Source organism: Vibrio sp. 970, assembly GCF_033339075.1.
The window spans coordinates 54,707-80,475 of the sequence record NZ_JAWOTW010000020.1 but is presented as its reverse complement, the minus strand read 5'-3'; the positions used below and the strand labels follow the sequence as shown (position 1 = coordinate 80,475).

Below are 25,769 nucleotides of genomic sequence, written 5' to 3'. Positions count from 1 at the left end.
CCGCGATCAAGCAGGTGCGACAGACGTCATACTAGATATCAAGCGACTTCTCCTATCCCCTGGGAACACATCAATCTCACCGGAGAATATCGCTGGCCAAAGCCTTAGCGTAGGATTCCGCCCCTTCCCGCAAACGACCCCAAACAGGAAACGCAGCTGAAACGGGAAGCTCAACACCCACTGACGCATGGGTTGTTCAGGCAGTACTTCATCAACCAGCAAGGCGGCACTTTCGGCCATCCGCCGCGCCCCACAGCTCGGGCAGAAACCGCGACGCTTACAGCTGAAAGCGACCAGGTGCTCGGCGTGGCAAGACTCGCAGCGAACCCGTAGAAAGCCATGCTCCAGCCGCCCGCATTGGAGAAATTCTTCAAATTCCCGTTGCACATAGCCCGGCAATTCCTTTCCCTGCTCTGCCATAAGCGCAGCGAATGCCGGGTAATACTCGTCAACGATCTGATAGAGAAGGGTTTGCTCGGGTCGGTGGCTCTGGTAACGACCAGTATCCCGATCCCGGCTGGCCGTCCTGGCCGCCACATGAGGCATGTTCCGCGTCCTTGCAATACTGTGTTTACATACAGTCTATCGCTTAGCGGAAAGTTCTTTTACCCTCAGCCGAAATGCCTGCCGTTGCTAGACATTGCCAGCCAGTGCCCGTCACTCCGCGGTCTTCACTGCGTGATCGAGTTGATCGACACCCGCCGTGACACGCTCCATGAAGTGCCTGCCTGCGTCTGTTAGCCGAACGCCCCGCGCATGGCGCTCAAATAGCAGGACACCAAGGTTATCCTCCAGCGCTTTCACACGCGCGCTGACGCTCGACTGGCTGATACCAAGTGCCTTGGCCGCATGCCGAAAATTCAGATGCTCGGCGACGGCGATGAACTGAACAAGGGAAATGAGCGGTATCCTGCCAGACAGGATACCGACATTCACGAGGTTTCGATGGTTAGTGCGCCGCATCGGAGCGGGCCTGCTACCAGTCGTCGGTTAGACGACTGGCGACTTCTCGGTGGCAGCCCCACGGAGCCGAAGGAGCACCAGCCCCAACGAAACCAGTACCGCCATCGCCGTGGCGTAACAGATCACGGGCCACGCTGTGTCACCGTTTAAAAGTGCCACCGCCAATGTCCCGACAATGCTGACTATCAGGCTTTGAACGCAGAAGTAGAACGCGACCGCTGATCCCGCGATGTCGTCGAACTCTGCCAAAGCGCCGTTCGCGGTAACGGACACCGTGAAGACAATACCGACCGCGACAACCCACATCGGTAGGATGAAGGTGAGGAATGACGGCGAGCCGTAAAGTTCGCCGATCCCCAACAGGACCGCTCCGCAAACAAGCAACGCCATCCCACGCGCCACGCATCCTGCGATGCCCCATCTGGCGACAAAGGACTTCGCGAAACGGGTTGTCACGATCATTACAAGCGCGACAGTGGCGAAGGCAAAGCTGAATCCGATCTCGGAATATTCCGCTTGGCCTATGAGCACACGGGGAGCCGTCGAGAAGAAGACGAAGAAGGTGCCCATACCGGCGCTAAAGCCGACAGTGTAAACCCAAAAAGCCGGACTCGCGAAGATCGGCAAGACAGATCGGCGCGTCTTGACTTGATCCAGAGGGCGGGTTTCGTGCCACCTGAAACCCGCATTTAGGAGTGCGAGCATCGCCAGTATAGCCAAAGTAATGAATATCGCCTACCATCCCAAGAACTCGCCGATCAATGCTCCGGCGATAGGGCCGAGCGCAGGCACGAACGCCAGCATCGAACTGAAAAGGCCGTAGATGACGACACCCTCAGGACGGTTGGCATAAACGTCGCGAACCGTCGCGAACGTCGCCACCAGCATGGCCGACGCGCCCACTGCTTGAAGTAGACGGAAAGCGACAAAGGCCGGTGCAGTTGAAGACCAAGCTGCTCCCAGAGACGCAATGACGAAAGCCGTTGCGCCCGCAAGTAGAATTGGCCGTCGCCCGATTCTGTCTGAGAGCGGACCAAAAATCACCTGGCCCACGCCGAGCATCACCATATAGAGGCTCAACGTGAGTTGGATCATAGCGGGCGTCGTGTTCAGGATGCCGGGCATCGCTGGAACGACAGGGAGATAAATATCCATCGCCAGTGAAGCGAGGATGTCGAAAGGAGCCATCAGCAGCAGTGCTGCCGGCAGCGTATAGGCCCACGCGGGGCGTGTGGTGGTCATGACGAATCAACCCTCGATTAAGGAATACCGGGCGACGTCTGCTCGTCAGCAATCAGATGAGACTAGCCTTACAGAGCGCCGCAACAACAATACTGGTTGTTGCGGCTTACTTGTCTGCTGACTTGGAATTTCCCATCTGATTACTCCACGCTTACGAATATGAATTGCTACATTTTATCCGATTATCTTTTGCTTCGCAATGCGGCATGGGCGCACTCAGCGTTCCAGCCCCCTCTGCCGCCCTAACTGCCACGACACCGACCCGCCCTGCACGATGCCCATAACCTCGCGGCCGAGTTGGCGGTCGATGATCGGCCGCCACGGGACAAGGGTGAACTCATGGGATTTCTCGACCACGGCGAACTTGCCGCTCGATAGATGCACGGTTCCGGTAAACTTGCCGCTGACGCTCTCGCCGTCCGTGGCGGCGCGGAACGGCAGGCCCTTACTCAAAGCCATATCCGATCCGACGCCGGCTACCTCGCGCTCCCGCAGGATGGCGAGAAGGTTGCGCCGGTAGAAGACGCGGCTGTCCCGGCTGCGGGTGGCGTCGCCCTGTTCGATATGGTGCTCGCGGCGCTGGTCCATGGCTTCGCGGACTTGTTGCCCGAAGCCGGTTGGCGCAAGGTCGGCCGTCTCGCCGTGGATCAGCCGCCGGTCCAGCCAGGTCGCGCCGTCCGATCCGATCTGTTTGTTCAGATCGACCGGGGAAAGGACGCGAACGCTGGCCTGACTGTCTCGGCCGGCGTCATGGGCGGCGGCACGGCTGACCAGATCATCGGGGATGCGCCATTGGTCGGCGTCGATCCGCTCGACGATACCGGCCCGGCGTAGCGCCTCCAGCCGGCGCACATGGGCATCGACATAGCCCTCATAGTCGCCGCCTGGAACGCGGCACGTATAGGAAGAATAAACGCCCTTTTCACCCAAGTCCAACAGCTTTGGACCGCAGTTGACTCTTTCGACACCCCTGCGATGCAACCCAATCCGGCTGACGGGGAGCCAGCAACGCTGAAAATTTACCCTCCTCTTTCCCACTAGCGGCTCCTTTTCCGACAACCAGCACGGCGGATCCCTGCCGCGGCGCTGTGAACGCAGCATTTTGATTGGTATCGTTGGCCTTCAGGCTCGTCAGTCAAACAGACCCAGGAGCAGCTCAGCCGGTGGCGCCCGGCTTTCGGGTAACGCCCTGGTCCCGCTGGTTTCGGCTTTGTGCTTCAGGTGATCAAGGATCTGCTTGATCACTATAGGGTCTTCAATGCAGGCGATGACTTTCATGGCGCCGCCGCAGCCGCTGCAGGTCTCGATGTCGATATTGAAAACACGCTTGAGCCGTTGCGCCCATGTCATCGACGCTCGCCGTTGTGCTGGTGTTGCCGGTTCATCAGCCACCCTGACCTTGTTGCCCCTGCCCCGTTTTGCCGGCGTGACCAACGCCCGGTGCCGACTGTTGGGTGCGAACACCCCGTGGAAGCGGGTTAGGTTGACTCTGGGCTTCGGTACCAGGGCGGCCAGCCTTGCAATGAAATCCAATGGTTCGAAAATGACGTGCGTGGTGCCGTCCCGGTACGGCGTCTTGAGCTGGTAGCGCACGTTGCCGCCTCGTGTTAACGACAGCCGCTTCTCGGATACCGCCGGGCGGCTGATGTACCGGCACAGCCGTTCGAGCTTCTTGCGTTCATCGGCCCTGGCCGCCACGCCGGCGTGCAGGCTGGACCCGGCTACCTTGCCAATCCCGTCACCGAACGGATCACCACTGGTCGGCAGAGTTTGCAAAGTGAACACCTTTCGCCCCGCCTGTGAACCGACAGCGATACGGTAAGTGATCGAGTGCCCCAGCAGGGGTGTCATCGGGTCGTCATCCACCGCATCCGAGGCCAGATAGCTGTTTTCGACATCCCGTTCCAGCAGGCCTTGCCGTTCCAGATAGCGACCCACCCGGTGGGCGATGGTGTGCGTCAGCTGGGTGAGCTCTGGGCTGGTCGGCGCCTTGACCCAGCGGAAACGCGCTGAGCCGTGGGATTGCTCGACATACACACCGTCGAGAAACAGCATGTGGAAGTGAACATTCAGATTGAGCGCCGATCCAAAACGCTGGATCAGGGTGACCGCGCCCGTCTTGGCCACTTGGTGGGTATGGCCCGCTTTCTTGACCAGGTGCGTGGCAATGACGCGGTAAACGATGCCCAGCACCCACCCCATGATCTCGGGCCGGCTGGCAAACAGGAAACGCAGCTGAAACGGGAAGCTCAACACCCACTGACGCATGGGTTGTTCAGGCAGTACTTCATCAACCAGCAAGGCGGCACTTTCGGCCATCCGCCGCGCCCCACAGCTCGGGCAGAAACCGCGACGCTTACAGCTGAAAGCGACCAGGTGCTCGGCGTGGCAAGACTCGCAGCGAACCCGTAGAAAGCCATGCTCCAGCCGCCCGCATTGGAGAAATTCTTCAAATTCCCGTTGCACATAGCCCGGCAATTCCTTTCCCTGCTCTGCCATAAGCGCAGCGAATGCCGGGTAATACTCGTCAACGATCTGATAGAGAAGGGTTTGCTCGGGTCGGTGGCTCTGGTAACGACCAGTATCCCGATCCCGGCTGGCCGTCCTGGCCGCCACATGAGGCATGTTCCGCGTCCTTGCAATACTGTGTTTACATACAGTCTATCGCTTAGCGGAAAGTTCTTTTACCCTCAGCCGAAATGCCTGCCGTTGCTAGACATTGCCAGCCAGTGCCCGTCACTCCCACTCGAATATCAACGGGCACAAAATACATCGAAATAACAGCTAGTTAGAAATGTCACCTTTCTCGATACCATTATCTATACCATGCGCAGAATTTTTTTGATTTTTTGCTACTCGTCTACGTTTTAGTTCTGCTTTGGCCCAGGCAGAGGATTCTTGCATATCACGACGAAGCTCTTGTATCTCTTCAACACTAAGCCGTCGCGGACCTGAGGTAATTCTATCCATATTGTTCCTCCAACTTGTCGCAGTACATTTTTAAAACGCATCAAAACATGAGTTACCAGCAAGAGACCTTAGGGATATTTTTAGATTGTTTTTCATACACATCTTGAAAGCCATCAATACCGCCCAAAGGTTATACAACGAGGAATAACCTCGTTAAATAAAAGGATCAAATCATGGGTTTGAAACCAGGGCCAAAACCAATAGCCAAGTCGACTGGTAAACCAGATCAACGTCGACGTGACAACAAAAAAACTCCAGGAAACACTCCGGGCTTAAAGCCGAGTAAATCCTCGACCAAGTAACTCATCCCTAATGCCGAGTCAGTGTAAGTGGTACTGACTCTTGTTCTAAATATTTTTATACCAAAACAGCTTCTAACATTACAACTTTGACGCGATACAGTTGTCATCAGTTAACCAACTTCGTGCAATAATCAATCATGCCCCTAGCCCAAATAAAATACTTTTAATACAATTACTTAAAAAGGGAAACCAAAAATAGCTCAATAAATAATGTCAAACTCTAGCGTCTATACGCGCTCTAACACCTATTGATTGAGAGTATGATATGCTATGTATGGAGTAGTGTATTGATTTCAAATAAGTAATATTTTGCTAAGGGGTGGCATAGTGAGCATTCTTGTTGACAGAGTTCGCATCAGCGGATTTAGAGGTATATCGAATTTAGAACTTTCATTACCGAAAACGGCTGTTCTTATTGGTATGAACAATGCCGGTAAAACTTCAGTAATCAAAGCATTACAGCTATCCCTTGGCGACTACTCTCGCTACCTTACCGATGAAGACTTCCATATAGATTCGAATGATAAACGCTCCGATGCAATTGTAATAGATATCAGGATTATTCCTGTAGATACTTCGGGGAAAAGAGAGACAATATTCGACGATATATGGTTAGAGGAATTTGGAGAAAAGATTCAACAAGAAGCAGCTGGGAATCAGTTTTTTGCAATGAGAACAATCGCCACTCAGGATACAGTACGGGGTGGTTTCCAGCTCGAAAGGTACTCTCTAGAGCAATGGGTTGCAGAAAACTGGATAAATGAAGCTGTTGCAAATAAAAATAAAATAAGAAACCGTATACGCTCTATGCCATATGTACCCATAGATGCTCAGCGAGATTTACATAATGAGTTGAAAGAGCGCTCTTCATTTGTTGGAAAGGTATTATCAAGCGTTGAGTACAACCCTGAGGATGTCGAAGCACTCGAGGAACTTATATCAGAAGTAAACCAACAAGCCATAGATAAAAGTCAACCGCTAACAACTTTAAAAGGACATCTAGACTCTCTGAGTCAGTCTTTTGATGGCAAAGGAAAAGCAGAACTGTCACCATTTCCTAAAAAAATTAGAGATCTATCTAAAAGGTTCAGCATCCATTTCGGAGAAGAAGGCGGCAACTCATATTCAATGGAGTATCACGGCATGGGTACTCGAAGTTGGGCATCAATGCTTACAGTAAAAGCAATGGTTGAGCTGATGGCAAAAAGTCATGAAAACGAAGCCGAACCATTTTTTCCAATAATAGCAGCTGAAGAACCCGAAGCTCACCTTCATGTTAATGCTCAGAGAACACTATTTCAGCAATTATCTGAGATTGATGGTCAAGTTATCGTAAGTACACACTCACCATACCTCGCATCTATGTCTGAACTTTCTGATCTAAGAGGATTATATCGGTCAAGGGGAGCTATATATTCAACCCAATTAATTAGCGGCTTAGATAGAGAAGATATAAATATCTTACGTAGAGAGGTTATGAGAGTCCGTGGCGATATACTATTTTCCAAGGCTATAATCCTTTTCGAAGGTGTTTCCGAAGAACAACTAATACCTGCAATGTTTGAGAAACACTTTGGCTACTCACCTTTCTCTGTTGGAATAAGTTGTATAAGTGTTGCTGGGAAAAATTATAAGCCATTTTTGAAAATGGCGTGCAGTTTTGCTATACCGGTGTTTATCGTTAGTGATAATGACGGAACTACAAAAGATGAAGTTGAATCTCAATTAAATAAAGTTCGAGACGAAACACCTATAAAGCTGACCGCAGATCAATTTGGCATTAGTTACTTAAATGAAGGGAATGATATTGAGGCTGAACTTGTTAGCCTCGATATGCGCGAAGAAATTAACCGTGCAATGGTACTTGCCGAAACTAGAGGCCGTGATATACCAGGCTGGGTAGCCGCAAAAACTCAAGAAATTTCATCATTAGATTCAAATCAAATTATTGAAAAAATGAGGGGTTCAAAAGCTTCTTACGCTGGTTTTTTATCCGAAGTTATCTCTTCCAATCCAAATGGTAAGCAGTCTGAACAACTAATTCCTCAAGCAGTTATCGATGCATTTAATAAAGTTAAGGAGTGGGCACTAAATGATTAATCTTTCATCCGCACAATCAGAAGTTGTACAAGCTCCTATTAATTCTGCACTTCAAGTTTTAGCGTCCGCAGGTTCTGGAAAAACTAGGGTTTTAACAGAAAGAGTTCGTTTTCTACTAAATAGCTCACCCAAAGGAAGTGTAATAGCCTTAACTTTTACTAATAAAGCAGCTGAAGAAATGCAGCAACGTCTGTCAAACTGCGATTTGGCAGAGAATAGGACTTGGATATCTACAGTTCATTCAGTAGCACAGCGTATTTTAGAACAATATGGGCATACTATTGGCTTACCAAGTGAACTACATATTTATGAGAGAGATAAAGATCGTATGGAGGTCTTTCTCCAGTCATTACGTGAAGATGGCATCGATATCGATAATTACCTTAATGTTTCCGACCAAAAAGAATTGAAGAGCAGAGAACAAGTTCTATCTAATTACATGGAAGCTTTTTCGATTATAAAAAGAGAGTTGATGACGGAGGATGAAGCCAATAATCGATTTTCAAATAACGTAAGTATATGGAAGTACTTTGAAGATTATCAACGAGCTTTGTTAAACAGTAATGGCATTGATTTTGATGATATTCTTGTTTACGCACATAGAATATTATTAACTCAAGATTGGGTTGGTAAGATATATAGAGCAAAGTATAAATACGTTTGTGTTGATGAAGCTCAAGATCTTAACAGAGCTCAGTATGAGTTTATTAAGGCCTTCTGTGGCGATCAGATAAAAAGCGTGATGATGGTTGGTGACCCTCACCAAATGATTTATGGATTTAATGGTTCATCATCAGATTATTTAACAAAATACTTTGTTAACGATTTTTCTCCTCTCAGATTAGAACTAAAAGAGAACTACAGAAGTACAAAAGCTGTCATTGAAGTTGCAAATAGGCTTAAGCCAGGAACACAAACTGTAAATAATTTAGCTCTGAACGGTATATTTCAAATTCAACGATTAAGTGATGAGAATGAAGAAGCTCAATGGATAGTTGATAATATCAATAACCTCTTAAACCTAAAGAATCATCCTGAGATTGAAGGCGAAATATCGCTGAATAGAATTGTAGTTATAGCTAGAAATAGATTTGTATTCAAAAAGCTTGAAGAAGTTCTTGTTGGCGAGAATATTGACTATCATCTAAGAAAGAGCGAAAGAGGGAATGAGCCAACATCATTATTTGGTAAAGTTCTAGATTACTCTATAAGACTAAAATTAAACTTCAAAGATTGGGTTGACGGAAATAAGCTTTGTAAAATTTTAAACGTAGAAGCTCCTAATAACTGGGATAATAAAGAAATTCTAACATCCCTATCAGAAAAGGTAATATCTGGAAAATTACATAACAAAGATCTATTATATCTAGTTTTGAAAGAAGTTTCTTCTCTTGATGTATCCGCTCCTAATATACGAAAACTTGTCAGAGATTTGGGAGAAAAAATCCAAGATATTGCGAAAAAAGAAAGCAATAATAGTGCTAAAATTGAGGATCTAAAACTAAGCATGGAGGAATTAGAAGAGTTTCGACATTCTTGGACAAAATTCAAGAAAAAGGGGTTGGGAGAAACATTATTAGCATATAGAAATGCAGTATCTCTTGGACAAATAACAGAAGAACATGAAAAAACAGGACTAACATTAAGTACAGTTCATACAATGAAAGGTCTAGAGAAAGACATTGTATTTCTCATGGGAATGTGTGAAGGCGTTTTTCCCGATTACAGAGCAAATTCCGAAAAGAAAGTAAATGAAGAACGAAATAGTGCATTTGTTGCTGTAACAAGGGCTAAAAGATGGCTTTATGTAAGCTATCCTCAATATAGATTAATGCCTTGGGGAGATACAAAATACCAAGCGCCATCTAGGTTTATTAAAGAAATGCAAGGATCGTGAACATATTGGCGACTGGACTTCACGGCGGGCGAAACCTACAGGGCGACTTCCTGGTCGATGAGCTCTAGGACGGCCAGCCTGATAGCTGCCTGACGCATTGCTTGCTGAACTTCGATATTATATGTGGTTGTCATGTGTCAACTCTCTGACAGGTGGTATGTGAAAATGCGGGCTGGTGCACCATCACCGGCCCGTGTGCTTTCTAACTACTTGTGTCGGCCAAACCGCCAGCGTCTCATTTTGTCGATTTGATCGATCGATCTCGTCATGTCCTTGTAAGCACGCCCGGCCAACCTGTTTTGGAATACCTCCATTTTGTCGGCAATGGCTTTCATCTTCGGGCCGTGTCCGGTGCTGTGCAGCCACTGCCCAAAAAAATAGAAGGCCAGCATCACAATGAACATCACTGCGAAGAACCCAATTACCTCCGCAAGGTTTTGAGGTGGAAAGTTAAACTCCATAATCAGTAATCCTTATTTAGTTAGGCCATGCGACCTTTTTAACAAAGCTGGCAACCTCTTCGTTACGCTCCTGCTGGCGTTCCTGGGCATATGAAACGTAGTCCTCAACATCGAAGGTGTGCTTTTCCGGATCGCGCTCTTGCCATTCTACGTGTGCTTGACGGGCTTCTTCCTGGTCCTCACTGGATAGGTCATCAAAGCCGCCGGTTTGATTCATCCAGCCAGTACCGCCACCGCCTAAGCTATCGTTGTCAAATGCAGGTGAAGCGTCGTCAGTCGCCCTCCTGGTCATCACTATCCCCGTCATCTTTCGTATTGTTTCTGATCGAGCTGGCTAAACGGCCTCCGGTAGTGCCACTGATTCTATCCCCGGCTATATCACCCATTCCCTTCATCAAATTCGCACCGGTATCCGCTGCAATACGCCCCGCTTTTACAGCGCTGCCTTTAAAGCCGCCAGAGGATTCGCCACCACTAGAAGATTGACCGGAAGCTTGGGAAAAGGAGCCAGCTTCATCAGAATCGCTGCCACCGCTAAATGCTCCGCCCAGGCTCGACATAACGTCAGTATTGTTCGCTACGTTCTCACCCGCTTTTGCAAATGCAGCTTGAATAGCAGACGCACCGCCGGCGGTAGCCATTGCTGCACCGGCAGCCATACCGCCAGTGGCAACAGCCGCTCCGGCCATCGCTCCGGCACTGATACTGCCAGCACCTGCCGCCGCGCCGCCTCCAGGAACTAGGCTGGCGACCACATTGGGAACCGAGTGAATGAGCATCACAAGAACCAGTGAAACGACAAAGATCACCAGCAGTTCACGCATAGGGGCATCATTGGATAGATCGGCATAGAAACCGTCCATGATCGACATGGCAATGCCAATGAGCAACGTCATTGTCATCAACTTCAAAGCAACGCCCAATACGCTTTTGAAGTAGTTGATTGCTATATCTGAAGTCCAGCGCGAACCACCAAAACCCAGTACGAAGACACCGGCATAGATCAATATCCAAGCCGTCACCAAGGCCAACAACACATTGGCCGCCACTACCGCCATACATGCCAAAATTGCCAACGTGATTAAGAAGATAGACAAGTTATCTATCGGGCTTGTGATGCTGTAGGACTCACCAGCTTTCACAATAATGTCGAACGCAATACTAATAGGCTCTGACGGGGTTAGATCTCTCGGAAGGCCACCGGCTTGAGCACCGATCATTCTCAACGAGTCGATGATTGATGTCGCAAAATCTGGGCCGTTTCTGAGCAACCAGAGAAAGAAGCCAAACGTCAGGATGAAGCGCACGAACTCGGCAAAGAACTCTCTTATATCCGCTTGTTTAAGGATTAAGGTCCCGCCAGTCCAAACAAGGGATATAGTACCCAGCGTCCAGAACAGCCAGGCGGCATAGTTTGTAATTACCGTGCCCCAAGTAGCACTGGCCGTCATGAAACGCACGGCCACTTCATCCAAGACACCATTAGGCTCAATGGCCGCTGATGCTGTTTTCGAAGTCAGTAAAACGATCAGAGTCATCACAAGTCGAATGAATACCTTGCTCATGATTAGAACCCCTTGTTCTTGGAGCGGTCAGTGGGTTCGCCCATATCCCAAAAGCAATGTCCTTCTTCCCTCCGCTCTTTCGTTAGGTTTGGGTTGTCACAGTTGATCGTTGCAGGCTTTGGCCCGTCATCTTCACCGCACCCCACCAGAACGAAAGAGGCCAGCGCACTAACGATAAAAACTCGGGTGATATTCTTCATGATTAAAACCCCCTGTTTTCTGAGCGGTCGGTTGGCTCGCCCATATCGAACAACCTTTCACGGGACGCTTGATATTGAGCTTCGCGGTCAGCATCCGCCTGCATTCGAGTGCCAACGGCATTCTGCTGAGCAATCAGCAGGCTACGGATTTGAAGGAGCTGGTTAGCCTGGTTGCTGGCGAGCTGATTGGCGTAGCCAATAGCGGCCAGTTGGCCGTCTGCGCCCTGGGCAGCAGATTGCAGGCGGTTAAGTTGTCGGGCGTCAGCTTCAAGATTGTCTTGCTGCTGCTCCAGTCCCTTAAACAGCGCGTCGTTGGCCTTCTTCTGCGATTCAGACGCCAGGCGACGGTTCTCAGCCATCGCGGCTCGTTCGGCATCACTGCATCCCACCGCCGAGAAACAAGGAGAGCTGCGGTAATAGGCCACGTCCTGGAACTTGCCCAGGTAAGCATCGAGGCTGCCAAGCTGGTTCTGGTAATAGGCGAGCGTGTTGGTCGCCTGGTTCAGATCGTTGATGGTGCGCTGCGCCTGGTCCCAAATATAAGAAGCCGGGGCCATTGAGTTTTGCAGCATATTTTCGTACTGCTGCAACTGGGTTTGATATTGCTGAATTTGTTTAGCAGTCTGTGTAACAGCTTCCATTGCCGACATTATGTTTTGTACTAAATTCGTACCGTCAGCAACCGGAATCCCCGCATATACAGGATTGGAAAAGTTTAACGCCAAGGAGATAGCAAGCACGGGAATTTTAGCCGCTAAAATTTTTCGTTTTAGCATAATCAATTACTCTTAGTTGTTATGACTAAAAGTTGCATTCACCAACCTGTAGGGCTCGATCCCTACTCCTGCCGTTTCCAGCGGTGAATGTGGGCCTTTTCAGAGATAGCTCGCCACTTACTATCCCGGCGCCCGACCTGCGCGACACCGTAAAACGCGCGGCCAAATAGGGTTAAACATCGGTGTTATTACCAACCGAAGCGGTTAGGGCTTCCGTCGATTCCTTTGCCATCACATCAACGTGATCGGCTCTTATGTTGTCGTTTCGCCTTTTTAGCAGCCTGCTCAGCTTGGAGCTTAGCTTTACGCTGCTCTAGTGCTGGCATGACCACAGCTTTTTCAGGTACAGGACCTGACTGTATCGCTAAGACCTCTAACTGAGATAGGTTTTGCAACCAGCCACGGCGTGAAGGTGGCACTTTGCCAATCGGTAACACGCCAAGCTTATCAGACCGCTTGGCCCTGTTATTCTGGGCCATTAATGCCTGACGACGGCGTTCAAGTCCTTGATCGGCAAATTTGATAGACAGATTGCCATCTACCGCCGCCTTGATTACTCGCGCCTTGAACTCAGGCGAACCATTCACGGTAATACGATTACCGTAACGCTCTATTGCTACCTTTAGTGCAGCTAAGACACAGGTTTGGTTGGAAGCCGTCAACACTTGTAGACGCTCACCATCATCACGCACGGCGCTGTTACCTGCTCGATAAATAATGGTGCCTTTTTTCGTAATCGTATCGACCGTTGCTTTGAGATCTGCCTGAACTGCATCCCCGTTCAGTGTGTTGCCTTTAAGCTTTTGTGCAGCCTCTCGGCTACGTAGCGCTTTGAGGGCTTCTCTATCTCCCTGTAATGCCTGGCTCTTTAACCAATCCGCCCAGGCTTGGCGTTTATTGCTTTGATATATCGTTTGCCGTTGCTCTTGGTAACGCTTGTGAATGCGCTCAAGCTCGCTTTTCAATGCATTGCTGGCCTGTTTGTACAAAAGCTTCTTTGTAAGCTTATTGCTACCGGTTAACTTAATCGCTGCGCGACGGCCACGCCCTTTCCTCTTGGCGTTATCAACCTGTCGATCTTTATCACGACGAGCCTGTTCAAGGGCTTGCGTTTTACTCTCTTCGGCACGTTTCTGCTCTGCTTGATAACGGGCATATAGCTCGGTGGTATTCACCTTCAAGCGAACAGGTCGGTGTGTATATTGGCGGCTCGGCTTAACAGAATCCGATGCAGTCGCTTCAAAGGGACCAAGGCGCGCTTCGAGTTTGGGTTTAGAAAACTCACGTCCCAAGGTGCTTGCTTTGATGATCGCTTCACCGTCGGCAACGATCACTAGACCATTTCCTCTGGTTCTTAACTGCAAACCATTGTCCTGCATGACCTGGTGCAACGCCTGCCAGCTATTGGCTAATTTAATCTCGTCCATGCATTCGCGCTTCACCCACCCCACTAAGCTTTCAATACCCGAATGCCGCTCCATATCCATCGCACGTGATTCGGCCCCGCGCTTGCGCGGTATGTGATTATCCGGCTGCAAACCAAAATCCTGCTCGATGGCCTCGCACATTTCCGCTAGCTTTTTATGTGGGTAATAAGGCTCATGGATTGTATTTCGCGTGGGATGGATTTTATTGATCGCGATATGGATATGTTGATTGTCCGTATCGTTGTGCACAGCACTGACACGCTGATGTTCTCCATAACCTAAGCCTTGGCAAATGAGCTCTTCTATCGCGGCTAAAGTATGCGCTTCTAACTGTTCACCATTAGGGAGGCTCACTATGAGGTGGTAGGTTTTATCACTCTTCGCTCGGGTGTTCGCGAATTGAGTTGCTAACACTTCGCTGATCGCATCGCGCACGGTTGTCGCTTCACAGTTATTTAAACGAACGTTACCAAGTCGATGCTCTTTGCTCTGGTGATCGGTGATGTAATTCACCAAGCCCGCAAAGTCAGACTTACCTTGCGAACGCATCGGTACATGCTTGGCGATCATTGGTCCGCCCCCGGGCGAAGAATAGACTCCATAAGTGAACTCATTTGATCTTGCGTCGCCTCGATACGATTAAGCACTGCCAAGACCGTATTGGCCCCAACATGTGCCACCTTGGCATCATTACTAAGCCATAACTTCAGCAATCCACCCAGACGTCCTAAGTCACCATTAACCCGCACTAACTCGCGTACATGCTCTGCATCGGTAATTCCCTGGATACGATAGCCTTGGCCGACTTCGCGCAAATAGGTCGAAGCACTGAGCCCTGCCTGTGCTGACATGGATTCGATCAACGCACGCTCTTCCGGTAAGCAATAGACCTTAATCGGTGGGCTATTCTTTCGAGTGATCTTGTTCGTGTTGTTCGCCATGCTTGTCTCCTCTTTCAGGCCCCGCAGGGCAGGATCAACGTTGAGTGCCGAAGGTGCGAATAAGTCATAAGTGAAGAGGCTTCGCCATGCTTGCATGGAGGGCCTACTTCACACATCCTGCCCGCATTTCAACTTTGGTTTTATCACGGAAAGTTATGCATGCCCTTGTGCATTTCTCTGCATTTAACTGTTTATTCCCGTGTAAACCATGTTTACCCGATAAGTCCGATACTTATAGCGATATGACAGCGCACTTATAATGATTCAATAGCGCTAAAATAGCGGTCTACAGCGATTTATGCGTGTTGGCTTTACTCCAATATCACGACACAGAAAAACACAGCTTTCCTAACACTTTCCGCTCTAGGCTAAATTCAAAGCCTTCGTGTTTAACTGCCCCTCAAGTGTCAATGAATGTTTAGACGCCAAGAAAAAAAGAATAAAAAACATTTTATTTTCATGTAATTGAAAATACATAACTTCCCAAAAAATGATTTCATTGACAGTTTTAAGCAGTTTATTTTTATAAATCTTATCCACAATATTTGTTTGCTTAACTACAGGTTAATTTTTATATAGGTATACCTACAGGAAAGTACTATAGGGAGTTCTACAACCACCTGTTATTAAAAAACTTTTTGGCACTTTGCGGGACAGAACATGCGCACTCCGGGACAAAACATGCGTAAGCCGGGACAGAACATGCGCAAAATACCCCCTTTAAAGCGGGACAGAACATGCGTGGATAACTTTCTAAATACCCAGGCTTAATAACATCTAGAATGGTGCGTACATACTGTTTCATACCGTTCACTCTATCGCTTTGTCCGTCGAGGTACTTGTGGAGCACTTGGTTTCAAAAGCAATCCTTTTTCGGTTGAAGTAGCATCTAGCTCTGGCCATGCATACTGAACCTTTTTAAGCCCATCGAGAAACCGTTTTCTGAAATCTCGATGTCCCTGAGGAGTATTAGGGTAATTGGCTCCTATTTGGTCCATTAGTCCTTCCCAGGGAATGACTGTTGAACGTTTTAAATAGCTGACTCGGTATGTTGCCCAGCAATATATATCGAGAGCCATAGGAGAACGCTTAATCAACCGTAATACCCTCATATCTAGAGGAACTGGTTTATCTGTTATCAGTTGAAAAAACTTTGGCGACAGATCTACCCAAGAGCCCCATAATGAATTTTGATCTGGATGCTTTGTGCTCCACCATATATGTGAAACATCCGCTACTCTGGCACCAATCTCATCCTCAGAAATATATTCATCACCTTCATTATGTTCCGTAAACATAACGCTAATGGTGGTTTTAAAAAGTTTGCTCATCTGCTCACGCAAACGCGGAATAGAACCATCTTTCCCCCCAGTTCCCGATAACCCTAGTTCGGCCATAAAGCTTCTCTGAGAATTCCCTAATTCAAGCCTACGCGCCTCTGTCTCACCGATATAACCCTTATCCAATCTGGACTTATTTCTTACTGCTTGAGTAGTCATCCAAACCAGAAGCAAACGTGCATAGCAACCATAAGGCAAACCTACCGATGAGGGGGCCATCATGTGCATTGTGAAATTACCATTCTTGCGACTCCACTCATTCGATTTGGGTTTGCTATGCGGAATGGTTGCTTGAATCAAAAGCCGAGCAATAAAGCCGAGTTCATTAGCCTCCTGAGCACTGTACTCCTGGATTGCTATGATGTTGTCGATATATTTCGTGCTTAGCTCTAGCTTACCGGTGGCACCCGAGGCACTTTTTTGCCGAGTGGTTCCCCTAGCCTGAACATCCGTTACATCTTTAAGCGTCATGTGGACTCAGACTTACCAAATAAAACCGGGTCTTGCGGCTTTTAACGCAGACCTGCGCTTTTCTTCTATCCAGTTCTCCACTTCAGCTAGGTCCCAAGCAACACTTCGGCTGGTCAGAACAATACGACGAGGAAACTCACCACGCTGTTCCAGGTTATAGATGGTTCGATCAGACAAAGGGATCATGCTGAGTAAGGTCTTGCGATTTATCAGCGTTTTGTTTGTCATTGATGGATTCATAACCCTCTCCTTTTCAACATTCTTGGGTTGATAATGCCAGGAGCTGCCTGTAGATTAGACTAATCATTGGACAAAAAAGTTGGATATGAAAAGATTTGAAACTGAGGTAGATGCGTCAGAACGACTAGGTCAGTTTTATATCCCTGTATGGGAGAATTCTGACAAGTCTGTGGCAAATGCCATTCGCATTTTTAGGGAGAAATGGCATTCATACTCGAAAGAGTCTAAAAGCCACAACATCATAAACTTGATTAAACAGGTAATTGATCCCGTGATATCGGAATACTTGAGTAGCCTTCCAAACCAGTATTTGTCCTTTTGCCCTATCTCAAGAGAAAAGTGTAACTATAGTGACCTCATCAAGTTGAGAGGTTTTCGTTATACGGCCGACCAAATTCACTTTTATTTACGCGACTTTGTTGATAAGAGTTCCCATACAGAGCAAGACATACTGTTCATATCGACTCAAGATATGCTCAAATCATTGTTTATGATTTGTGAAGGAAAGAAACCTAATAGATCAAAACTAGCGCCTGATATCAGTTTAAAGTCGGATAAAAAAACACGACTGTGTGCCTTGTGTGGAAGCCCAACAGAGTTTTCACAGTTCATGCATACATGGACGAAACACGGATATATTGAGAGAGAAAACAATGATCGTGACAATGATGAAAAAGACGGAAAGAAAAAGCGACCGGATCTGAGTACGAATTACTGTCTAAACCATCGTCCCAAGCTTCATGATGGTTCTTGGAATTCTCTATATAAGCAAGCCAGACGCTCTGCAGAACAATTTGAGCAAGAAGTCTTGAGATTACGACGCCAAATCGCGCATCCAGACCGTCATAACGCTAAGTCCGGAGATAGATTAATTGATGAGTACTTTTACCACTTCATGCTGGACTCTTCACTGGACCCAACTAATGTGCCCGAGCTGCGCAACTTAGCACGCAAGATGGTAGATTCTCGGCTAACGGACAATAAAAAACGCATGTTGGTTCTTCGCAAACAGAACAAATCTAATGAAAATATTGGTATATTGCTGGGTAAAATCACGGGTAAGCCGTTGTCAAATCAAGCTGTTTCGAAAGCGATAAAATCAATTCGAGAAGAGTTTCTACTATCTGGTTCGAAGACCTAAAAGATTTAGCGGCTAAAATCAGATTACATATCCACTCACCCGGTATGACTTAACACTTTGAGATACGCTTCACTTAGTCATGCTTTCTGACTCGAAAAAATGGCGTCTATAGTGATACACTATACAAAACAAAATGTTATCGCATAATTTTATGGCTATCTTTCACTAATGGTAGTATCTCCAAATGAGATACTACCATTAGTGAAAATTATGAGTTGGTTTGGAGGGCTTGTGAGTTATATAAAGGATTATAATGGTGCTAGCTAAAAGGCTTATTGAAGTTCCTCAATCGGAGCGAGGTGGAGAAATAGCTCAAAGAGGGTTTGATTTTCAAGCCTGCTGGGCTCTTTCTCATATGTTTGAATATGAACTACAAGGAAAAGAGTATGTTTTCGTTTTTGAGTATCATGATGACGTACTTATCCTTGACTCTGCAACAAACCCTCAAAAAGCTACCTTTGCTCAGGTTAAAACTAATGAAAAGCCTTGGACATTGAATAAATTAATTACTGCTACTAAGGCAAAACCAATTTCTTTTATCGGTAAACTTTTTGAGCAAAAAAGAAAGTTTGATAATTCAGACGTTGAATTGATGTTTGTGTCTAATGCCTATTTCAGTTTCGATAAGAGAAATCACTTTAAAGCCACTGATCTCAAAAAAGGAGATCAGGATAATTTAATAGAAAAAGTATCTAAACAGTTATCTAGTACCAACAATTTGGAACTGGCCAAACTAACATTCCTAACTTCCGACTTGAGTTTAGAAGGTCACTCTTCGCACTTAAAAGGTAAAATTTGCGATTTTTTTGAAAGTTATTTTGATGATAATATTGAAATTAATCCATCATCATTTGCTAGAACCCTAGAGAGTGCGTGCAGAGATAGAGCTAAAGTAAGATCATCTGATATTAGAAGTTTTGATGAACTTATTAAAAAGAAAGGGTTTACTTCTGACTTCGTAAAAGAAACTCTTGAAAATATCTGCGCTACAAAATCACTACAACCAGATTGGGAAAGTGCTAGACAAATACTGGCAGAAATGGGAAAAAATACCATTCAATTACTTTCTCTAAAATCAATATTTACTCGTATAAGCATTTCAGTAAAATCATCCAATAGTGTTGAAAAGATGTATTTAGATCAGGCTGATTTACTTTTCGATAAGCAAGCAGCAGAAACATCCATGCATGAGTGTATAGTGAATACGGTAAAATCATTAGAACTTTCCATTCCTGATTATTCCTTGGCGTTAACTGGCCCTCAAAAAGAGTGCATCATTATCTACTCGATAATTAAAAATATCGTAGGAGGAGAGCAATAATGAACCTCATACATTTTAAAAGTATATCTATTATTTCAAGAAGAGATAAAAAAGGGTTTAACTTTGAGTTCTCACCTAAGGTTAATATTATTTTTGGTGAAAACGATACAGGTAAATCCAGTCTAATAAAATCTTTATATTTTACATTAGGCGGAGATTGTCGGATTGATAAAGATTGGAAAGATGACGATGTCATTACCAAAGTATGCATAAGCGTTAAGGGTAAATTATATTCATTTATACGACATAATAAAAGAATATCAATATTTTCAAATTCCGAAGACACAAAGCCTATTGTAACATCTAGTCATATGAGTGCGATCGCAAAGAAAGTAAGAGATATTTTTGATTTCAATCTACAGCTTTCTTATAAAAAAACAGGCAAACAAACTCAGGCCAACCCTGCTTGTTTATATTTACCTTTTTATATTGATCAAGATAATGGCTGGCATACTGTATTATCATCATTTACAGGATTAACCATGTATGATGATTGGCAAAAGAATTCTCTTCAATTTCATTCAGGAATAAAACCTAAAGAATACTACGAACTCGTTGGTGAAATAAAAACGATACAACTTGAACTAGAGGAACTGAGCGCAACACTGAAAGTAGTTCTTGCAGCAAAGAAAAGATTTGAAGAATCTTTTGGACGCGTATTGTTTGATATAGATATTGACTATTACCAAGAGTTACTAAACAAATTTTTAGGAAAGTGCCAGGAACTGAATAGTAAAGAATCAGAGTTCAGGTTACAGCTTCTAGAACTACTTAATAATAGAGACTCAATAGCAAGTGAAATAGAAGTATGCAGAGACCTATTAGATAATTTTGGTGATCACACAAATGATGATGCTGTTGAAAAATATCACATGTTCGAAAGTCGAGAGCAGATTTTAGAAATTCTCCCTCAAATGTATGACGAAAAACAAATTTTAGACAATAAAATCAATACAATTAAGGAAGAATTACGTCAATCTCAAGCCTTAAGTTCAGAATTAAATCTAATGATGAAAGAAGTTCGAGGTGAATTGACCCTACACGATGTAATTAAGTCACAAGCAAGTAAGGAAGTAGAATTCACTTTCGATGAACAAATAAAGAACCTCCATGAAAAAATCGGTGCTCAAACTACGGCTTTAGAATCATTAACAAAACAACAAAATGAGTTTACCGATAAAAAAAGAACACAAAGTATAAATGATGATTTTAAATCATTTTTAGCTATAGCTCAGGATAGATTAGGAATAGGTTCACCTATTATTGCCCCTTTAATACAATATGGAAAAATTACTAAGAGTAAGACAGGAAGCCGAAGTCCGAGATCTATTTTCGCATATCATTATGCTTTACTAAAAACAATGGAAAAACACTCTACAGTAAGTATGTTGCCAATTGTAATCGATTCTCCTAAACAACAAGATTTAGACAAAGAAGGTACAGAAAAGTTAATTTCTTTATGTACAGAAGATCTAGGTGTAAATAATCAAGTTATTATTGGAGCTGTATCACTAGAAAGCAATATGCATGGTTATCATCAATTAGAACTTACAGAAAAGTATAGTCTCCTAAAATCAGATGGTTATGAAAAAGCATATGACGAGATAATGCCTTACTATGAAAAAGGATTATTCTACTGAAACCTTAAAAAAAAGTACCTAATAATGGAATAAAACTTAAGCAGTCCACTCGTCAATCATGTCAGCCCAATCCTGCAACATGGCCGCGCGCTGTTCTCGGTACTCGGCTTTGTTGTAAACTGCCCTCACCCCTTTCTGTTCGTGCGCCAGGCATTTTTCTATCCAATCCGTATTGTATCCAGCTTCATGCAGCAGTGTACTCGCTGTTCGTCGCAGGTCATGCGGCCCAAACTTACTTAGTGACTGACCTTCCTTTTGCGCGGCCTTGTATGTCAAATCCATGACTCGGTTCATCGTCGCACTACTCATTGGAGCATCAGAGTCATAACGGGAAGGAAGAATGTAATCAGACCCACCGGCAAATGTCTTCAAGGCGATCAGAATATCCATAGCCTGGCGTGACAAAAATACCAGGTGCGGGTTACGTCGTTTCATTCTCTCCTTGGGGATCGTCCACAGCGCTTCACTGAAGTTAATTTCATTCCAGGTTGCATTTGTTAACTCGCTTTTGCGTACCATAGTCAGCAACAGCAGCTTTACCGAAGCACGAATCGAAGGGGTTGTACCTACCTTTTCCATATAGCGGTACATCAAACCAATCTCAGCCGGTGTTAACGTTCGGTCTCTTGGCTCAAACCGCGCGATACTTGCGGGCCTCACCAGATCTGCCGGATTCTCAACTTTCTGCCCTCTCTCAATTGCCCACCGATACACCTGGAGTACAATATCACGCGTGTGTACAGCCGTTGCGGGCGCGCCACGCTCTACTATCGCATCAGTCAGTGCTCGCAGATCTTCATGGGTGATTTCGGTAAGCTTCTGATTGCCAAATTTGCCCTCTAACTCTCGTGCATAGACTGAGCGACGCATATCCCGGGTAGAATCGGCCATCTGATAGCCACGCAGCCATTTCTGGGCCCAGGCACCAAAGGTTTCAGCATCTTTCGTTCTCGCCTTAGCACGTGCTTTCTCTTTAGCTGGTGACTTTCCATCAGTAACCATTCTCTTCGCTTCATTGAGACGCTCACGCGCTTCTGCTAGCGTGATGCCTCCTACTCCGTAGCGACCAAAGGTAATGGTTTCTTGTCTACCATTGATCGAGTAGTTGTAGCGAAAAGAGATAGAGCCTGCGGTAGTGACAGCAACATAGAGGCCATCACGGTCATTGACCTTGTAAAGTTTATCTTTGGGTTTGAGATTGCGTAGCTTGGTATCAGTCAGCATGTTTCGACCTATTATTCTTGTTTGATACCATGCTGAAAAACCTCTAAAAAAATAGAGATTAATCTTTACAAAACAGATAGATATATAAATTTAATACCATGCCCCATCAAAAACACTCAGCATGGTATCGGGCGTAATCCATGGCATTACCGATGAATCATACCCATCAAAATACCACGGTCAAACCGTGCTTGGCGTTGCCAGACATTGCCAAAAATGACTAAGCCAAAAACAAAAAAAGTCCGCAATTACGCGGACTTAGATATGATTTAGTGCCTGTTAGTGCCAGACCTTGCTTAAAGGAGCATTATTCCCACTCGATAGTCGCTGGTGGCTTACCAGAAATGTCGTAAACAACACGAGAAATGCCATCAACTTCATTGATAATACGGTTAGATACCTTACCAAGGAAGTCGTATGGTAGGTGCGCCCAGTGTGCCGTCATAAAGTCGATGGTTTCTACTGCACGCAGTGATACAACCCAGTCGTATTTACGGCCATCGCCCATTACACCTACAGAGCGAACTGGTAGGAATACCGTGAACGCTTGAGATACTTTGTCATATAGGTCTGCAGCGTGAAGCTCTTCAATAAAGATAGCATCAGCACGACGTAGCAAGTCACAGTATTCTTTCTTGATTTCACCAAGAACACGAACACCTAGACCTGGACCTGGGAATGGGTGGCGGTAAAGCATGTTATAAGGCAGGCCTAGCTCTAGACCAATCTTACGTACTTCATCTTTGAACAGCTCACGTAGTGGCTCAACAAGACCCATTTCCATGTCATCTGGAAGACCGCCCACGTTGTGGTGCGATTTGATCACGTGCGCTTTACCAGTCTTAGATGCAGCTGACTCGATTACATCAGGATAAATCGTACCTTGAGCTAGCCATTTCGCGTTTTTCAGCTTCTTAGACTCTTCATCGAATACATCTACGAATACGTGACCGATAGTCTTACGCTTCTCTTCTGGGTCAGACTTGCCTTCAAGTGCTTTTAGGAAGCGTTCTTCAGCGTCAACCTTGATGATGTTCAAACCAAATTGGTCGCCGAACATATCCATTACTTGTTGACCTTCGTTTAGACGAAGTAGACCGTTATCAACAAATACACACGTTAGCTTGTCGCCGATTGCGCGGTGAACCAGCATCGCAACTACCGATGAATCAACACCACCAGATAGACCTAGGATAACTTCGTCGTCACCCACTTGCTCTTTAATGCGAGCAACCGCGTCTTCGATGATAGATTCCGAAGTCCATAGACGCTCACAGCCACATACGCCAAGAACAAAGTTCTCAAGCATTTGTAGGCCACCTTTTGTGTGTGTCACTTCTGGGTGGAACTGAACACCGTAGTATTTCTTCTCTTCGTTCGCCATCGCAGCGTAAGGACAAGTGTCTGTCTCACCAACTTTTACGAAATCGGCTGGGATCTCTACTACTTTGTCGCCATGGCTCATCCAAACGTCTTGAGTTGCTTCAAGGTCTTTAAATAGAGCACATTCACCAGAAACTTTAACCTGAGCGTAGCCAAACTCACGTTCGTTAGAGCCCGCTACTTTGCCTCCTAACTGTTCCGCCATGGTTTGCATGCCGTAACATACGCCAAGCAAAGGAACACCAGAATCAAACACATATTGAGGCGCGCGTGGAGAGTTCTCTTCCGTTACGCTTTCTGGACCGCCAGATAGGATAATGCCATCTGGGTTGAATTCGCGAATATCCGCTTCTTCTACATCCCAGCTCCATAGTTCACAGTAAACGCCGATTTCACGTACGCGGCGTGCTACTAATTGAGTGTACTGAGAACCGAAGTCCAAGATCAGAATACGTTGGTCATGGATATTTTTAGTCATTTTGAGCAGTCTTTTTAAGGCTAAGTGATTAAAACCGAGGCGAGTGTACTCGCCTCTTCTTAATGCTTCAAGGAAAAAGCAAACGTTTCCGTTGGGTAATTAGTTCCCTAGACGGTAGTTCGGCGCTTCCTTAGTAATTTGAACATCGTGTACATGAGACTCTTGCATACCTGCACCAGAGATACGTACAAATTCAGCTTTCGTACGCATATCTTCGATAGTTGCAGAACCAGTTAGACCCATGCTTGAACGTAGACCACCCATTTGTTGGTGTACGATCTCTTTTAGACGGCCTTTGTATGCGATACGACCTTCAATGCCTTCTGGTACTAGCTTGTCCGCTGCGTTGTCAGACTGGAAGTAACGGTCAGAAGAACCTTGAGACATAGCACCAAGAGAACCCATGCCGCGGTAAGACTTGTAAGAACGGCCATTGTATAGAATCACTTCACCCGGCGCTTCTTCAGTACCAGCAAACATAGAACCAACCATCACACATGATGCGCCTGCTACGATTGCTTTACAGATATCACCTGAGAAACGGATACCACCGTCAGCAATAACCGGAATACCATAATCATTAGCCACTTCTGCCGCATCTGCGATTGCAGTGATTTGTGGAACTCCCACACCCGTTACAATACGAGTTGTACAGATAGAACCAGGGCCGATACCAACTTTCACTGCGCTTACGCCAGCTTCGATTAGTGCTTTAGCACCAGCACCTGTTGCTACGTTACCACCGATGATGTCTAGATCTGGGTAAGCAGCGCGAGTTTCGCGGATGCGGTTTAGTACACCTTCAGAATGTCCGTGTGAAGAGTCGATAAGTAGAATGTCAACGCCTGCTTCAACTAGAGCAGCAACACGCTCTTCGTTACCAGCGCCAGCACCAACGGCTGCGCCAACACGTAGGCGACCACGCTCATCTTTACATGCGTTTGGTTTACGTTCTGCTTTGTGGAAGTCTTTCGCAGTAATCATACCGGTTAGTTGGAACTCATCATTCACAACCAATACTTTCTCTACACGAGCTTCGTGCATTTTCTCTTGCACTTCTTCTCGTGTTGCACCTTCTTTAACTGCTGCCAACTTCTCTTTTGGCGTCATTACTGAAGATACTTTCTTAGAAAGGTCCGTCACAAAACGAACGTCACGACCAGTGATAATACCAACAAGCTCATTGCTCTCAGTGACAACAGGGAAACCTGCAAAACCATGCTTTTCAGTGAGTGCAACAACATCAGCGATGGTCGCGTCAGGGTTTACAGTAACCGCGTCAGTTACCATACCAGCTTCGAACTTCTTAACTTTACGAACTTCGGCTGCCTGCTGCTCAATAGACATGTTCTTGTGGATAAAGCCAATGCCACCCTCTTGCGCTAGCGCAATTGCTAGACGAGCTTCAGTAACAGTGTCCATAGACGCTGAAATCATTGGGATGTTTAGGGTGATGTTCTTAGTTAGCTGAGTGCGAAGATCAGCTGTGTTTGGGAGAACGGTGGAGTGTGCTGGCACAAGTAGTACGTCATCGAATGTCAGCGCTTCTTTGGCAATTCTTAGCATTTGCAATATCTCACAATTAGAGGAGTAAAAAGAACAATCCAATCTCATCGTTTCGCATAATGAGGGTAACCTGCGTTAGCAACTAGCTACATTTGGATTAGATATTGCGGAGGGATTATAC

General features: G+C 46.1%; 22 protein-coding genes and 2 pseudogenes. 5 read left to right on the top strand and 19 right to left on the bottom strand.

The annotated features are described in order from the left end of the window. Positions 1–141: 141 nt before the first annotated feature. The 6 genes and pseudogenes from R7Q11_RS21895 to R7Q11_RS21870 all read right to left on the bottom strand — a co-directional run. A pseudogene (locus R7Q11_RS21895) lies at positions 142–546 on the bottom strand (IS91 family transposase); the annotation flags it as partial. 111 nt (positions 547–657) lie between these two features. Next, on the bottom strand, positions 658–963 hold the full coding sequence (locus R7Q11_RS21890) for a LysR family transcriptional regulator (protein ID WP_001255015.1): 306 nt from the start codon (positions 961–963) through the stop codon (positions 658–660). 27 nt (positions 964–990) lie between these two features. Then, a pseudogene (gene floR, locus R7Q11_RS21885) lies at positions 991–2,205 on the bottom strand (chloramphenicol/florfenicol efflux MFS transporter FloR). Between the two features lie 216 nt (positions 2,206–2,421). Beyond that, a complete protein-coding gene (locus R7Q11_RS21880; RefSeq protein WP_001447541.1) occupies positions 2,422–3,306 on the bottom strand; it encodes a DUF3363 domain-containing protein in 885 nt (294 codons plus the stop codon). A gap of 30 nt (positions 3,307–3,336) precedes the next feature. Beyond that, complete coding sequence (locus tag R7Q11_RS21875; protein ID WP_001120888.1) at positions 3,337–4,830, bottom strand: IS91-like element ISVsa3 family transposase; 1,494 nt, start codon at positions 4,828–4,830, stop codon at positions 3,337–3,339. A 159-nt stretch (positions 4,831–4,989) separates the two neighbouring features. Next, the gene (locus tag R7Q11_RS21870; protein WP_044366088.1) at positions 4,990–5,175 is read right to left on the bottom strand and encodes a hypothetical protein; all 186 of its coding nucleotides are present in this window, start codon (positions 5,173–5,175) and stop codon (positions 4,990–4,992) included. A 629-nt stretch (positions 5,176–5,804) separates the two neighbouring features. On the opposite strand from R7Q11_RS21870, the gene R7Q11_RS21865 reads away from it, so the two are divergent. Further along, positions 5,805–7,577 (top strand): ATP-dependent nuclease, encoded by a 1,773-nt coding sequence (locus tag R7Q11_RS21865; protein WP_044366140.1) that lies wholly within the window; start codon positions 5,805–5,807, stop codon positions 7,575–7,577. Beyond that, positions 7,570–9,474 carry an ATP-dependent helicase gene (locus R7Q11_RS21860; RefSeq protein WP_044366090.1) on the top strand — a complete coding sequence of 635 codons (1,905 nt, stop codon included), beginning with the start codon at positions 7,570–7,572 and terminating at the stop codon, positions 9,472–9,474. Before R7Q11_RS21865 ends, R7Q11_RS21860 begins: the two co-directional genes overlap by 8 nt. A 35-nt stretch (positions 9,475–9,509) precedes the next feature. Here the strand turns inward: R7Q11_RS21860 and R7Q11_RS21855 are convergent, their stop codons facing one another. From R7Q11_RS21855 to R7Q11_RS21810, 10 genes are all read right to left on the bottom strand, one after another. Continuing rightward, positions 9,510–9,608 (bottom strand): type I toxin-antitoxin system ptaRNA1 family toxin, encoded by a 99-nt coding sequence (locus tag R7Q11_RS21855; protein ID WP_080871256.1) that lies wholly within the window; start codon positions 9,606–9,608, stop codon positions 9,510–9,512. Between the two features lie 72 nt (positions 9,609–9,680). After that, the gene (locus R7Q11_RS21850) at positions 9,681–9,935 is read right to left on the bottom strand and encodes a hypothetical protein (protein ID WP_044366092.1); all 255 of its coding nucleotides are present in this window, start codon (positions 9,933–9,935) and stop codon (positions 9,681–9,683) included. Positions 9,936–9,951: 16 nt separating this feature from the next. Beyond that, the gene (locus R7Q11_RS21845) at positions 9,952–10,227 is read right to left on the bottom strand and encodes a conjugal transfer protein TrbL (RefSeq protein WP_080871257.1); all 276 of its coding nucleotides are present in this window, start codon (positions 10,225–10,227) and stop codon (positions 9,952–9,954) included. Further along, on the bottom strand, positions 10,208–11,500 hold the full coding sequence (trbL, locus tag R7Q11_RS21840) for a P-type conjugative transfer protein TrbL (protein WP_044366094.1): 1,293 nt from the start codon (positions 11,498–11,500) through the stop codon (positions 10,208–10,210). The genes R7Q11_RS21845 and trbL overlap by 20 nt, the downstream gene beginning before the upstream one ends. A 2-nt stretch (positions 11,501–11,502) precedes the next feature. Then, complete coding sequence (locus R7Q11_RS21835; RefSeq protein ID WP_044366095.1) at positions 11,503–11,700, bottom strand: hypothetical protein; 198 nt, start codon at positions 11,698–11,700, stop codon at positions 11,503–11,505. Positions 11,701–11,702: 2 nt separating this feature from the next. After that, positions 11,703–12,476 carry a P-type conjugative transfer protein TrbJ gene (gene trbJ / locus R7Q11_RS21830; protein ID WP_044366097.1) on the bottom strand — a complete coding sequence of 258 codons (774 nt, stop codon included), beginning with the start codon at positions 12,474–12,476 and terminating at the stop codon, positions 11,703–11,705. Between the two features lie 236 nt (positions 12,477–12,712). Continuing rightward, complete coding sequence (gene traI / locus R7Q11_RS21825; RefSeq protein WP_044366099.1) at positions 12,713–14,473, bottom strand: TraI/MobA(P) family conjugative relaxase; 1,761 nt, start codon at positions 14,471–14,473, stop codon at positions 12,713–12,715. After that, positions 14,470–14,844, bottom strand: a complete 375-nt coding sequence (gene traJ, locus R7Q11_RS21820) for a conjugal transfer transcriptional regulator TraJ (RefSeq protein ID WP_020433683.1) — start codon at positions 14,842–14,844, stop codon at positions 14,470–14,472. Before traJ ends, traI begins: the two co-directional genes overlap by 4 nt. An 815-nt stretch (positions 14,845–15,659) precedes the next feature. After that, positions 15,660–16,655, bottom strand: a complete 996-nt coding sequence (locus R7Q11_RS21815; protein ID WP_020433675.1) for a replication protein RepA — start codon at positions 16,653–16,655, stop codon at positions 15,660–15,662. Between the two features lie 12 nt (positions 16,656–16,667). Continuing rightward, the gene (locus tag R7Q11_RS21810; RefSeq protein WP_001069954.1) at positions 16,668–16,895 is read right to left on the bottom strand and encodes a helix-turn-helix transcriptional regulator; all 228 of its coding nucleotides are present in this window, start codon (positions 16,893–16,895) and stop codon (positions 16,668–16,670) included. Positions 16,896–17,505: 610 nt separating this feature from the next. Here R7Q11_RS21810 and R7Q11_RS21805 point away from each other — a divergent pair. The 3 genes from R7Q11_RS21805 to R7Q11_RS21795 all read left to right on the top strand — a co-directional run bounded on the left by R7Q11_RS21805 (position 17,506) and on the right by R7Q11_RS21795 (position 20,997). After that, positions 17,506–18,036: a hypothetical protein gene (locus R7Q11_RS21805; RefSeq protein WP_225466716.1), complete on the top strand. Its 531-nt coding sequence runs from the start codon at positions 17,506–17,508 to the stop codon at positions 18,034–18,036. A 253-nt stretch (positions 18,037–18,289) separates the two neighbouring features. Then, a complete protein-coding gene (locus R7Q11_RS21800) occupies positions 18,290–19,357 on the top strand; it encodes a DUF4297 domain-containing protein (protein WP_023622716.1) in 1,068 nt (355 codons plus the stop codon). After that, positions 19,357–20,997 carry an ATP-binding protein gene (locus R7Q11_RS21795; protein WP_023622715.1) on the top strand — a complete coding sequence of 547 codons (1,641 nt, stop codon included), beginning with the start codon at positions 19,357–19,359 and terminating at the stop codon, positions 20,995–20,997. Before R7Q11_RS21800 ends, R7Q11_RS21795 begins: the two co-directional genes overlap by 1 nt. Before the next feature lie 36 nt (positions 20,998–21,033). On the opposite strand, the gene R7Q11_RS21790 is transcribed toward R7Q11_RS21795, so the two are convergent. The 3 genes from R7Q11_RS21790 to guaB all read right to left on the bottom strand — a co-directional run bounded on the left by R7Q11_RS21790 (position 21,034) and on the right by guaB (position 25,648). After that, positions 21,034–22,221 carry a tyrosine-type recombinase/integrase gene (locus tag R7Q11_RS21790; RefSeq protein WP_020433652.1) on the bottom strand — a complete coding sequence of 396 codons (1,188 nt, stop codon included), beginning with the start codon at positions 22,219–22,221 and terminating at the stop codon, positions 21,034–21,036. A 307-nt stretch (positions 22,222–22,528) separates the two neighbouring features. Next, entirely contained in the window at positions 22,529–24,082 is a 1,554-nt protein-coding gene (gene guaA / locus R7Q11_RS21785; protein WP_005383721.1) for a glutamine-hydrolyzing GMP synthase, read from the bottom strand. A 99-nt stretch (positions 24,083–24,181) separates the two neighbouring features. After that, positions 24,182–25,648, bottom strand: coding sequence for an IMP dehydrogenase (guaB, locus tag R7Q11_RS21780; RefSeq protein WP_017633908.1), 1,467 nt, complete (start codon positions 25,646–25,648; stop codon positions 24,182–24,184). Positions 25,649–25,769: the final 121 nt, after the last annotated feature.